This window comes from Pseudomonas fluorescens, assembly GCF_041354075.1.
Lineage (GTDB): Bacteria > Pseudomonadota > Gammaproteobacteria > Pseudomonadales > Pseudomonadaceae > Aquipseudomonas > Aquipseudomonas fluorescens_CE.
Genome location: NZ_JARZGC010000018.1, coordinates 90,777 through 102,989 on the forward strand (window position 1 = coordinate 90,777; position 12,213 = coordinate 102,989).

The following is a 12,213-nucleotide window of genomic DNA, read 5'->3' on the forward strand; positions in this document are numbered from 1 at the left end:
TTGAATTGTGTGCAATTTAAATATCGAAGAAGCGATCCGTCGACCGCTTCCCCAGGCTCAGCCGCGCGGCACCAGGTCCAGGCACACCGAGTTGATGCAATAGCGCAGGCCGGTCGGCGGCGGACCGTCCGGGAAAACGTGCCCCAGGTGCGCATCGCACTTGGCGCAGACCACTTCCGTGCGGATCATGCCGTGGCTGACGTCACGGATTTCGACCATGGCGCTGTCGGCGATCGGTTCGTAGAAACTGGGCCAGCCGCAGCCGGAGTCGAATTTGGTTTTCGAGTCGAACAGCGGCTCGTTACAGCAGATGCAGTGGTAGACACCATCGACCTTGCTGTCGTTGTATTTGCCGGAGAACGGCCGTTCGGTGCCCTTGAGGCGGCAAACGTTGTACTGCTCCGGATCGAGCATTGCCCGCCATTCTTCCAGGGTTTTTTCCAACTTTTCCATCATCACACCTCAGCAGCTGAAAAAGCCCGATCTGTACCTTTTCCACGGATCGGGCGGCACGTATGATTGCGCCTCGTCAAACACCAGTCTGGCAGCCAGTCCACGCGCATTCAAACGGATTTATGGGTGCCGCCTCTCAAGGCGCCAGGCCTGCGTGCTTACGCAGGATTCCCAGTACGGTAGGTCAAATGCCGCCTGGATCGTTCATTTTCGGGAACACATCGCCATGCAGGTCAGCAAATCGAACAAGCTCGCCAACGTCTGCTACGACATTCGCGGCCCGGTGCTCAAGCACGCCAAACGCCTGGAAGAGGAAGGCCATCGCATCCTCAAGCTGAACATCGGCAACCCGGCGCCCTTTGGTTTCGAAGCGCCGGACGAAATTCTCCAGGACGTTATCCGCAACCTGCCGACTGCCCAGGGCTACAGTGACTCCAAAGGCCTGTTCAGCGCCCGCAAGGCGGTCATGCAGTACTACCAGCAAAAGCAGGTGGAAGGTGTCGGCATTGAAGACATCTACCTGGGCAACGGCGTCTCCGAGCTGATCGTGATGTCGATGCAGGCACTGCTCAACAACGGCGACGAAGTGCTGGTGCCGGCCCCCGACTATCCGCTGTGGACCGCCGCGGTGAGCCTGTCGGGCGGCAATCCGGTGCACTACCTGTGCGACGAGCAGGCCAACTGGTGGCCGGACCTGGCCGACATCAAGGCCAAGATCACCCCCAATACCAAAGCGCTGGTGATCATCAACCCGAACAACCCGACCGGCGCGGTGTATTCGAAGGAAGTGCTGCTGGGCATGCTGGAACTGGCTCGCCAGCACAACCTCGTGGTGTTTTCCGACGAGATCTACGACAAGATCCTGTACGACGATGCCGTACACATCTGCACCGCGTCGCTGGCGCCCGACTTGCTCTGCCTGACCTTCAACGGTCTGTCCAAGTCCTATCGCGTGGCCGGTTTCCGTTCCGGCTGGATCGCCATTTCCGGGCCCAAGCACCACGCGCAGAGCTACATCGAAGGCATCGACATGCTGGCCAACATGCGCCTGTGCGCCAACGTACCGAGCCAGCACGCGATCCAGACCGCACTGGGCGGCTATCAGAGCATCAATGACCTGGTGCTGCCGCCCGGCCGCCTGCTGGAGCAACGCAACCGGACCTGGGAACTGCTCAACGACATTCCCGGCGTCAGCTGCGTCAAGCCGATGGGGGCGTTGTATGCATTCCCGCGCATCGACCCGAAAGTCTGCCCGATCCACAACGACGAGAAGTTCGTCCTCGACCTGCTGCTCTCGGAAAAGCTGCTGGTGGTGCAAGGCACGGCCTTCAACTGGCCCTGGCCAGACCACTTCCGCGTCGTGACCCTGCCACGCGTCGACGACCTGGACATGGCCATCGGACGCATCGGCAACTTCCTCAAGTCCTATCGTCAGTAACGGTCTGGGCGGTTGCGGCTTTCCCGGGAAAGTCGCAGCCGGATTAATTCAGCAACACATCTGTGCAACCACCCTCCGGTTGCGACGTTTCTGGCTGCCCGACAGCCCGCCGAGTGCTCGCGTCCAACGTTGACGGGAGCTGCGACGGCATTTGCCTGACAAACCCTTCACCTGCCGCCGTCGGAAATACCCTGCAACCGACTAGACTCTGGCTGTAGGACACAGTTTGAAATAGTCACCCAGTTGAATAGGCGGGAGCAGCACCTTATATACCCCGCAGTACGCTACATCTTTAGTAAAAGGAGATTTCTACAACCATGATGCGCATCCTGCTGTTTTTGGCCACTAACCTGGCGGTCGTGCTGATTGCCAGCATTACCCTGAGCCTTTTCGGCTTCAACGGGTTCATGGCGGCCAACGGGGTTGATCTCAACCTCAGTCAGCTGCTGATTTTCTGTGCGGTCTTTGGTTTCGCCGGCTCGCTGTTCTCGCTGTTCATCTCCAAGTGGATGGCGAAGATGAGCACCAGCACCCAGATCATCACCCAGCCGCGCACCCGCCATGAACAATGGCTGCTGCAAACGGTCGAGCAACTGTCCCGCGAAGCCGGGATCAAGATGCCCGAAGTGGGGATTTTCCCGGCCTACGAGGCGAACGCCTTCGCCACCGGCTGGAACAAGAACGACGCACTGGTCGCGGTCAGCCAGGGCTTGCTCGAGCGATTCTCGCCGGACGAAGTGAAAGCCGTGCTGGCCCACGAAATCGGGCACGTGGCCAATGGTGACATGGTCACCCTGGCCCTGATCCAGGGCGTGGTGAACACCTTCGTCATGTTCTTCGCGCGGATCATCGGCAATTTCGTCGACAAGGTGATCTTCAAGAACGAAGAAGGCCAGGGGATCGCTTATTACGTGGCGACCATCTTTGCCGAGCTGGTCCTGGGCATCCTCGCCAGCGCCATCGTCATGTGGTTCTCCCGTAAACGCGAGTTCCGCGCCGACGAAGCCGGTGCACGCCTGGCCGGCACCGGTGCAATGATCGGCGCCCTGCAACGCCTGCGGGCCGAACAAGGCTTGCCAGTGCACATGCCGGACACCCTGAATGCATTCGGCATCAACGGTGGCATCAAACAGGGCCTGGCCCGCATGTTCATGAGCCACCCGCCGCTGGAAGAGCGTATCAACGCACTGCATCGTCGCGGTTGATCGAGAGGCAGCAAAACAAAAAGGCCCGCAGAGATGCGGGCCTTTTTTGGTCTCACCGGACGGGGTCAGCTGCGAAGGCGGTAGACCCGCTCTTCCAACCGCGTTACGCCACTTTCGGCAAACTTGCCGTTCTCCTCCAGTACATCCTGATCCTCGAGGATCTTCAGCGACCACGCCGAACCGAACATTCGTTGCACCTCATCGTCCAGCACGGCAAACGGTGGTCCGTCCTTTTGCGTCTGGTCGTAATCCAGGGTGATCAACAATCCCAGTGCGTCCCTGGGCAGGATGCGCTTGAGATGGGCGGCGTAGCGCTCACGCATGGCCGACGGCAGGGCGATCAACGCTGCGCGGTCGTACAGCCCCGCACAATCGGCGACATCGCCGGGCGTCAATTCGAAGAAATCCCCACTCCAGAGCTCGATCGACCCTGCCCGGTAGACCTTGAAAGGCCCCTGCTCACTGACGTGCGGGTCGAATCCATGCTCCTCGAAGAAATCCTCGATCGCCTTTTCCGACAGCTCGATTCCGAGAACTTCATGCCCCTGGTGCGCCAGCCACAGCAAATCCAGACTCTTCCCACACAGTGGCACCAGTACCCGAGCGCCCTCCTCCAGCCCCAGTTGCGGCCAGAAACGCTGCAGATGAGGGTTCACTTGCGGCAGGTGGAAGCCGATCTGATTCGACTGCCAGCGCTTGTGCCAAAACTCCGGCTGCATATCTATCTCCGAGAAATTCGATCAAAACACCCTAAAACTTATATTAGATTTAGATCAATGATCTGATTGAAGATGGGTCATCTTACTCTCTGGAGCTCGTTCATGTTCCCCAGCCTGTACATATCTCACGGCTCCCCGATGCTGGCCCTGGATCCCGGCGCCAGTGGCACTGCGCTGGCGCGAATTGCAGCCGAACTGCCGAAACCCAGGGCGATCGTGATTGTTTCCGCCCACTGGGAGAGCGATGAACTGCTGGTCAGCGCCAACCCCCATCCGGAAACCTGGCACGACTTCGGCGGCTTTCCCAAGGCGCTGTTCGAAGTGCAATACCCGGCGCCCGGCGAGCCGCAACTGGCGGCGACGGTGGTCGAGTTGCTGGCGAGCAGCGGCTTACCTTCGCGCATCGACACCACACGGCCCTTCGACCATGGCGTCTGGGTGCCACTGTCGTTGATGTACCCACAGGCCGATATTCCGGTGGTGCAGGTTTCGCTGCCCACACGCCACGGCCCTGCCCTGCAGACCCGCGTCGGGCATGCATTGAACAGCCTGCGCCAGCAGGGCGTGCTGTTGATCGGCTCCGGCAGCATCACCCATAACCTTCGCGAGCTGGACTGGCACGCCGGCCCGGAAAGCGTTGAGCCGTGGGCCAAGGTGTTTCGCGACTGGATGATCGACCAGCTCGAGGCCGACGACGAAGCCGCACTGCACGACTACCGCCGGCAGGCGCCAAACGCCATACGCAACCACCCAAGCGATGAGCACTTGTTGCCGCTGTACTTTGCACGCGGCGCCGGGGGCAGGTTCAGCATCAGCCACCAGGGTTTCACCATGGGCGCGCTGGGCATGGATATTTATCGCTTCGGCTGATGAAACCCGGGTCAGGCTCACACGACATCCACGCCCACGTGAATCGCATCGTGGCGCCAGAACTCCAGGTCGCAATCGATCAATCGCTCGTGCTGATCGTAGTTGACCCGGGCGATGCGCAACCCCGGACTCCCGACCGACACCCGCAGCGCCGCTGCGGCGTCGACCGACAACGCGGTCGGGACGATTTCAAAGCGCACCCGCCCGTAATGCAGGTCGTAGTGCCGCGCATACAACTCGGTCATCGACTGATTCAGATCGAGCGCCAGGATCTCCGGGAAATACTGCGGATTGAGGTAGTGCTCGACGTACAGCACCAGCCGTTCATCGATCCGGCGTGCCCGGCAGATCTGGATCACGCTCGACAGCGCCGGTAACTGCAACCAGGCACACACCGCCGCCGACGCCGGCTGCAAGCGCGCCGAAATCACTTCGGTGGACGGCACGCGGCCCTGGGCGCTGACCATGGCGTGGAAGTGACTGCGCTGCATCAGGTTGTAGGCCAGGCGAGGTGGCGACACGAACCAGCCCCTGCGCTCCTCGCGATAGATCTGCCCTTGCGCCTCCAATTGCAACAAGGCTTCACGCACAGTGATACGCGTCGTTCCGAACAATTCACTGAGCTTGCGCTCGGCCGGCAACTTGCTGCCCGGCGCCAGCAACCCGTGAACAATCTGCTCCTGAAGAACCTGCCCGATGGCTGTCACCGCTTTGGTTGCCTCAATACGCATCAACGTTACCTATCTGGACTAGACCAGCACTGTTTCGGGGCAAGAGCCCGGGATTGATTCGGCTGCATCAACTGCAAGCAAGCCTAGGCACTGCTGATGACTGGTAGATGACAAAAGCACCGAACGGTCGCGTCGTTTCTCTGCAATTTAGTGGCCAGGGCCCGCAATTTCGGTGCGTTGGCCATGGTCTACGCTTATCTCCAACCCTGAGCATTGCGCCTTCAAAAAAACAGGTTGGGCCACGGACGACATCAAAATGTCATCCAGCCCCCCTAGATTGGCTCAGGTATTGCTGACCTAGACCAACACCACCGCAATCGCAGCGTTGAAAACGCCCAAAGGAGCTTCGGAATGAAAAAGCTTTTCCTGGCATCACTGTTAGGCTCGACCATTGCCCTGTGTACCGCCGCCATGGCCGCTGATGATCTGAAAACCCTGGAAGCCGCTGCGAAAGCGGAAGGCGCAGTCAACAGTGTCGGCATGCCCGATGACTGGGCCAACTGGAAAGGCACCTGGGAAGACCTGGCCAAGCAATACGGCCTGAAGCACATCGACACCGACATGAGCTCGGCGCAGGAAATCGCCAAGTTCGCAGCAGAAAAGACCAACGCCAGCGCCGACATTGGCGACGTCGGTGCCGCGTTCGGCCCGATCGCGGTCAAGCAAGGCGTGGTGCAACCCTACAAGCCAAGCACCTGGGACCAGATTCCTGACTGGGCCAAGGACAAGGACGGCAACTGGGCCCTGGCCTACACCGGGACCATCGCCTTCATCATCAACAACAAGTTGCTGCACGGCTCGCCGGCGCCGACCAAATGGGCGGACCTCAAGAACGGCAAGTACAAGGTCTCGATTGGCGACGTGAGCACCGCCGCCCAGGCCGCCAATGGCGTACTGGCCGCCGCGCTGGCCAACGGTGGCGACGAGAAGAACCTGCAACCGGCGCTGCTGCTGTTCGCGGACATCGCCAAGCAGGGTCGCCTGTCCATGGCCAACCCGACCATCGCCACGATGGAAAAGGGTGAAATCGAAGTCGGCGTGGTCTGGGATTTCAACGGCCTGAGCTACAAGGCCAAGATGGCCAATCCGGATGACTACACCGTATTGATTCCTTCCGACGGTTCGGTGATTTCCGGCTACACCACCATCATCAACAAATACGCGAAAAACCCCAACGCTGCCAAGCTGACCCGCGAGTACATCTTCAGCGACGCCGGCCAGATCAACCTGGCCAAGGGCAACGCCCGTCCGATCCGTGCCGAGCACATCACCCTGCCGGCTGACGTCAAGTCCAAGCTGCTGCCGAACGAGCAGTACAAAGGCGTGACGCCGATCAAGGACGCGGACGCGTGGGAAAAGACCTCGAAGGCATTGCCACAGAAGTGGAACGAAGAAGTCATTGTCGAGATGAAGTAAGGCGCTTTCCCCCACATTGGGATCTGTCGAAGATCCCAATGTGGGAGCGGGCTTGCTCGCGAAAGCGGTGTGTCAGCCAATGCACCCTTGTCTGATACACCGCTTTCGCGAGCAAGCCCGCTCCCACAGGGGGGCTGAGTCAATTTCCGAATTCGTGCTCGCGGAGTTTTCGCCCCTATGAAACACAACGTCATCCTGGTGGTGCTCGACGGTCTCAATCACGAGGTTGCGCGACACGCCATGGGGCACCTGCAGGCGTATGTCGGCGCAGGACGCGCGGCACTCTACAAGCTGGAGTGCGAACTGCCCGCCCTGTCCCGTCCGCTGTACGAATGCATCCTGACCGGCGTGGCGCCGATCGACAGCGGCATCGTGCACAACAACGTCTCGCGCCTGTCCAATCAGCAGAGCGTCTATCACTACGCCAGGGCTGCAGGGCTCACGACTGCGGCGGCGGCCTATCACTGGGTCAGCGAGCTGTATAACCGCTCGCCCTTCGTTGCGGCTCGAGATCGTCATACCGACGATCCGCAACTGCCGATCCAGCACGGGCATTTCTACTGGAACGACCATTACCCGGATTCGCACCTGTTCGCCGACGCCGAACACCTGCGCCTGCGCCACACGCCGAACTTCCTGCTGGTGCACCCCATGAACATCGACGACGCCGGGCACAAGCACGGCCTCGACACGGCGCAATACCGCAACAGCGCTCGCTCGGCCGACATCATCCTGGCCGACTACCTGCAAGGCTGGCTCGACGCCGGCTACCAGGTGCTGGTGACCGCCGACCACGGCATGAACAACGATCGCTCGCACAACGGCCTGCTGCCGGAGGAGCGCGAAGTGCCCCTGTTCGTCCTCGGCGACGCCTTCAGCCTCAACGCGGGCGCCGCACCGAAACAGACCGACATCTGCGGCACGGTCTGCGAACTGCTGGGCGTGGCCCACGACAAACCTGTCTGCCGGGAGTTGCTCAAGTGAATGCCATGACTCGCGGCAAATGGTGGGCGGCCTTGTGTCTGGTGCCGTTCACCCTGTTCTTTATCGTGTTCGAGATCGCCCCGCTCGTCTGGGTGATGATCAACAGCCTGCAATCGGAAGAGTCCGGCTGGGGCCTGGCCAACTTCAGCAAGATCTTCGGCTCGAAGTTCTATCGCCAGGCGATCCAGTACAGCCTCGAGATCAGCTTCTGGTCGAGCGTGTTCGGCATCATCATTGCCGTCCTCGGCGCCTACTCCCTGCGCCGGGTCGATTCGAAGCTGCGCAACTTCGTCAACGCCTTCGCCAACATGACCAGCAACTTCGCCGGCGTGCCCCTGGCCTTTGCGTTCATCATCCTGCTGGGGTTCAACGGCAGCTTCACGATCATGCTCAAGCAGGCCGGCATCATCCAGGACTTCAACCTGTACTCGAAAACCGGCCTGATCATTCTCTACACCTACTTCCAGATCCCCCTCGGCGTGCTGCTGCTCTACCCGGCCTTCGATGCGTTGCGCGAAGACTGGCGCGAGTCCGCCGAACTGCTGGGTGCCAGTGGCTGGCAGTTCTGGCGCCACATCGGCTTGCCGGTGCTGACCCCGGCGCTGCTCGGCACCTTCGTGATCCTGCTGGCCAACGCCCTCGGCGCCTACGCCACGGTGTATGCCTTGACTACCGGCAACTTCAACGTGCTGCCGATCCGTATCGCGGCGATGGTGTCCGGCGACATATCCCTCGACCCGAACCTGGCCAGCGCACTGGCCGTGGTGCTGGTGGCGTTGATGACCCTGGTGACCGTCGTGCATCAGTTGCTGTTGAAGAGGAGCTACCATGTCTCGCGCTGAACTGGGCCCCGTCGGCATCTACCACCGGGTCGTGGTGTATCTGCTGTTCGCCATCCTGCTGCTGCCACTGGCCGGAACACTGGTGTATTCCATCGCCAGCAGTTGGTCGGCGACCATCCTGCCCAGCGGTTTCACCCTCAAATGGTACATCGCGCTGTGGAGCGACCCGCGTTTCCTCCACGCCTTCGGCCAATCGCTGCTGGTCTGTGTCGGCGCGCTGATCCTGTCGGTGGTGCTGATTCTGCCGCTGCTGTTCGTGGTGCATTACCACTTCCCGAAACTCGATGCGCTGATGAACATCCTGATCCTCCTGCCCTTCGCGGTGCCGCCGGTGGTGTCGTCCGTGGGTCTGCTGCAACTGTACGGTTCCGGGCCGTTTGCGATGGTGGGTACGCCGTGGATCCTGATCGGCTGCTACTTCACGGTCGCCCTGCCGTTCATGTACCGGGCGATCACCAACAACCTGCAAGCCATCAACCTGCGCGACCTGATGGACGCCGCGCAATTGCTCGGCGCCAGCACCTGGCAAGCGGCTTTTCTGGTGGTGCTGCCCAACCTGCGCAAGGGCTTGATGGTGGCATTGCTGCTGTCGTTCTCGTTCCTGTTCGGCGAGTTCGTCTTCGCCAACATTCTCGTCGGCACCCGTTACGAAACCCTGCAGGTCTACCTCAACAACATGCGTAACAGCAGCGGCCACTTCACCAGTGCGCTGGTGATTTCCTACTTCTTCTTCGTACTGGTCCTGACCTGGGCGGCCAACATCTTGAACAGGGACAAAAGCGAATGAGCTATGTCAGCGTCCAACACCTTCAGAAAAATTACGCCGGCACCACGGTGTTCAGCGACATCAACTGCGAAATCAACAAGGGTGAGTTCGTCACCCTGCTCGGTCCGTCCGGCTGCGGTAAATCCACCCTGCTGCGCTGTATCGCCGGGCTGACCCCGGTCGACGGCGGCAAGATCCTGCTCGACGGAGTCGATATCGTGCCGCTGAGCCCGCAAAAACGCGGGATCGGCATGGTGTTCCAGAGCTATGCGCTGTTCCCGAACATGACCGTCGAACAGAACGTCGCGTTTGGTTTGCGCATGCAGAAGGTCAACAGCGATGACACGCAAAAGCGCGTCGCCGAGGTGTTGAAACTGGTGGAGCTCAGCGACTTCGCCTCGCGCTATCCGCACCAGTTGTCCGGCGGTCAATGCCAGCGCGTCGCCCTCGCCCGCTCACTGGTGACAAGGCCACGGCTGTTGTTGCTCGACGAGCCGCTCTCGGCACTGGATGCACGGATTCGCAAACACTTGCGCGAACAGATCCGTCAGATCCAGCGTGAACTGGGCCTGACCACCATCTTCGTGACTCACGATCAGGAAGAAGCGCTGACGATGTCTGACCGGATTTTCCTGATGAACCAGGGAAAGATCGTACAGAGCGGCGACGCCGAAACCCTCTACACCGCACCCGTGGACGTATTCGCCGCCGGCTTCATCGGCAATTACAACCTGCTGGACCCCGACAGCGCGAGCAAACTGCTGCAACGGCCGATCAGCCATCGCATTGCCATTCGCCCGGAAGCCATCGAACTGAGCCTCGACGGCGAACTGGACGCACAGGTGCGTAGCCACAGCCTGCTGGGCAACGTGATTCGCTACCGGATCGAAGCCCGGGGCGTGGAACTGGTGGTGGACGTGCTCAATCGTTCGGCAAGCGATCTGCATCCCGACGGTCAGCGCCTGGCACTTTCCATCGATCCGACGGCGCTGTGTGAGGTAGCCTGATGCCTTTGTTGATGCTCAAGAGAGAACTGCACTGATGGCCCTGGCAATTTTTGATCTGGACGAAACCCTGATCCACGGCGACTGCGCCACCCTCTGGGCCGAGCAAATGGGACGCCTGGGCTGGGTCGATCCCGAGTCGTTCATGCGTCGCAACAATGAACTGATGGACGCCTACAGCCACGGCAAGCTGCGCATGGAGGACTACATGGCCTTCAGCCTCGAGCCGATGATCGGGCGCACACCGGCCGAAATCGACCATCTGGTCGGCCCCTGGGTGGAGGACTTCATCGAACCGATCATCTTCAGCGACGCTACCCGGACCCTCGCCGCCCACCGCAAGGCCGAGGACCGGATTCTGGTGATCTCGGCCTCGGGCACCCATCTGGTCCGGCCGATTGCCGAACGACTGGGCATCGACGAGATTCTCGGCATCGAGCTGGAAGTGGCGCATGGCGTTTACACCGGCAACACCACCGGCGTCCTGACCTACCGCGAAGGCAAGACTACGCGACTGCTGGAATGGCTGGATGCGGAAGAGGAAAACCTTGAAGGCGCAAGCTTCTACTCGGATTCACGGAACGACTTGCCGCTGTTGCTGAAAGTCGATTTCCCCCATGTGGTGAACCCCGACCCGGTCTTGCATGAACACGCGGAAAAGGCCGGCTGGCCGATCCATCTCTGGAAGTGACCCTGTGGGAGCGGGCTTGCTCGCTCCCACCGTTACGGTGCTGTCAGCTCAGGCTGTCGTCGATCACCAGCACCACCTTCCCCGCCACCTGATTGCTCGCCAGTTCCGCAAACGCCGCTTCGGCATCCTTGATCGGGAAGGTCCTGGCCAATTGCGGATTCAGGCGCCCTTCGGCGAACAGCGGCCACACGTGCTGGCTCAGCTCGCTGAACAGATCTGCCTTGAACTGATCGTCGCGGCTGCGCAGGGTCGAGCCCAGCAGCTGCACGCGCTTGGCCAGCACCTGTGCCAGATCCAGTTGCGCCTCGCGGCCACCCATCAAGCCAATCAGCACCCAACGGCCATCACTGGCCAGCAGTTTCAGGTTGAGGGCCGCGTATTGGCCGCCGACCGGGTCAAGGATGACGTCGAACGGCCCCAGGTCCCGCAGGCTGTCCAGATCGGTGCTGCGCACCACGCCACCCTGGGCGCCCAGCGCTTCGCAGTACGCCAGGCGCTCGGCAGAACCGACACTGACCCAGCACGGGTTGCCGAACGCCTTGCACAGCTGAATGGCAGCTGAACCGATTCCACTTGCGCCGGCGTGCAGAAGAACTTTCTCACCGGGTTTGAGCGCAGCCAATTGAAACAAATTCAGCCACACCGTGGCATAGACCTCGGGCAAAGCTGCCGCCTCGATCAGCGACAATCCGTCGGGCACCGGCAGCACATGCCGTCCGTCGACAACCACCTCTTCGGCCATTCCGCCCCCGGCCAGCAAGGCGCAGACACGGTCACCGACCTGCCAGGACGAGCCCGGACCGACCTCGCTGATCACCCCGGAGCACTCCAGACCCAGCACCTGGCTGGCCCCGGGCGGCGGCGGATAAAGGCCGGCTTTTTGTAATAAATCGGCGCGATTAAGGCCTGCAGCCGACACTCGAATGCGAACTTGCCCTACATCACATGTAGGACTGGGCTCTTCAACCCACGCCACTTGACCTTCCACGCCTTGCAATGCTTTCACAGTGCCTCCATAGTGAGTCTGGACTGAGCCCGAAGCTGTATCGCCGGGCTTTTTGCATTATGCGACCGGCCCTCGTGGAACCGGCGAC

General features: G+C 60.9%; 13 protein-coding genes. 9 read left to right on the forward strand and 4 right to left on the reverse strand.

The window, feature by feature from the left end; translation table 11 throughout:
* Window positions 1–57: 57 nt before the first annotated feature.
* A complete protein-coding gene (msrB, locus tag QIW53_RS20575; protein ID WP_192306204.1) occupies window positions 58–453 on the reverse strand; it encodes a peptide-methionine (R)-S-oxide reductase MsrB in 396 nt (131 codons plus the stop codon).
* 226 nt (window positions 454–679) lie between these two features.
* Here msrB and QIW53_RS20580 point away from each other — a divergent pair, with 226 nt between their 5' ends.
* Together QIW53_RS20580 and htpX are read left to right on the forward strand one after the other, a co-directional pair.
* The gene (locus tag QIW53_RS20580; protein ID WP_007983502.1) at window positions 680–1,891 is read left to right on the forward strand and encodes a pyridoxal phosphate-dependent aminotransferase; all 1,212 of its coding nucleotides are present in this window, start codon (window positions 680–682) and stop codon (window positions 1,889–1,891) included.
* 317 nt (window positions 1,892–2,208) lie between these two features.
* Window positions 2,209–3,096: a protease HtpX gene (htpX, locus tag QIW53_RS20585; protein ID WP_371051464.1), complete on the forward strand. Its 888-nt coding sequence runs from the start codon at window positions 2,209–2,211 to the stop codon at window positions 3,094–3,096.
* A 65-nt stretch (window positions 3,097–3,161) separates the two neighbouring features.
* Here the strand turns inward: htpX and QIW53_RS20590 are convergent, their stop codons facing one another.
* Window positions 3,162–3,815: a thiopurine S-methyltransferase gene (locus QIW53_RS20590; RefSeq protein WP_371051465.1), complete on the reverse strand. Its 654-nt coding sequence runs from the start codon at window positions 3,813–3,815 to the stop codon at window positions 3,162–3,164.
* 102 nt (window positions 3,816–3,917) lie between these two features.
* Between QIW53_RS20590 and QIW53_RS20595 the strand changes: the two genes are divergently transcribed.
* A complete protein-coding gene (locus tag QIW53_RS20595) occupies window positions 3,918–4,685 on the forward strand; it encodes a DODA-type extradiol aromatic ring-opening family dioxygenase (RefSeq protein WP_371051466.1) in 768 nt (255 codons plus the stop codon).
* Window positions 4,686–4,702: 17 nt separating this feature from the next.
* Here the strand turns inward: QIW53_RS20595 and QIW53_RS20600 are convergent, their stop codons facing one another.
* Window positions 4,703–5,416 carry a UTRA domain-containing protein gene (locus QIW53_RS20600; RefSeq protein WP_371051467.1) on the reverse strand — a complete coding sequence of 238 codons (714 nt, stop codon included), beginning with the start codon at window positions 5,414–5,416 and terminating at the stop codon, window positions 4,703–4,705.
* A 351-nt stretch (window positions 5,417–5,767) separates the two neighbouring features.
* Between QIW53_RS20600 and QIW53_RS20605 the strand changes: the two genes are divergently transcribed.
* The 6 genes from QIW53_RS20605 (at window position 5,768) to QIW53_RS20630 (ending at window position 11,119) form a co-directional block, all read left to right on the forward strand.
* On the forward strand, window positions 5,768–6,832 hold the full coding sequence (locus tag QIW53_RS20605) for an ABC transporter substrate-binding protein (protein ID WP_371051468.1): 1,065 nt from the start codon (window positions 5,768–5,770) through the stop codon (window positions 6,830–6,832).
* Window positions 6,833–7,009: 177 nt separating this feature from the next.
* Window positions 7,010–7,816 carry an alkaline phosphatase family protein gene (locus QIW53_RS20610; RefSeq protein WP_371051469.1) on the forward strand — a complete coding sequence of 269 codons (807 nt, stop codon included), beginning with the start codon at window positions 7,010–7,012 and terminating at the stop codon, window positions 7,814–7,816.
* Window positions 7,817–7,821: 5 nt separating this feature from the next.
* On the forward strand, window positions 7,822–8,658 hold the full coding sequence (locus QIW53_RS20615) for an ABC transporter permease (RefSeq protein WP_371051489.1): 837 nt from the start codon (window positions 7,822–7,824) through the stop codon (window positions 8,656–8,658).
* A complete protein-coding gene (locus QIW53_RS20620; RefSeq protein WP_371051470.1) occupies window positions 8,645–9,445 on the forward strand; it encodes an ABC transporter permease in 801 nt (266 codons plus the stop codon). Before QIW53_RS20615 ends, QIW53_RS20620 begins: the two co-directional genes overlap by 14 nt.
* Window positions 9,442–10,431, forward strand: a complete 990-nt coding sequence (locus QIW53_RS20625; RefSeq protein ID WP_371051471.1) for an ABC transporter ATP-binding protein — start codon at window positions 9,442–9,444, stop codon at window positions 10,429–10,431. The genes QIW53_RS20620 and QIW53_RS20625 overlap by 4 nt, the downstream gene beginning before the upstream one ends.
* Before the next feature lie 34 nt (window positions 10,432–10,465).
* Window positions 10,466–11,119: an HAD family hydrolase gene (locus tag QIW53_RS20630; RefSeq protein ID WP_371051472.1), complete on the forward strand. Its 654-nt coding sequence runs from the start codon at window positions 10,466–10,468 to the stop codon at window positions 11,117–11,119.
* Window positions 11,120–11,162: 43 nt separating this feature from the next.
* On the opposite strand, the gene QIW53_RS20635 is transcribed toward QIW53_RS20630, so the two are convergent.
* Window positions 11,163–12,125 (reverse strand): zinc-binding dehydrogenase, encoded by a 963-nt coding sequence (locus QIW53_RS20635; RefSeq protein ID WP_371051473.1) that lies wholly within the window; start codon window positions 12,123–12,125, stop codon window positions 11,163–11,165.
* Window positions 12,126–12,213: the final 88 nt, after the last annotated feature.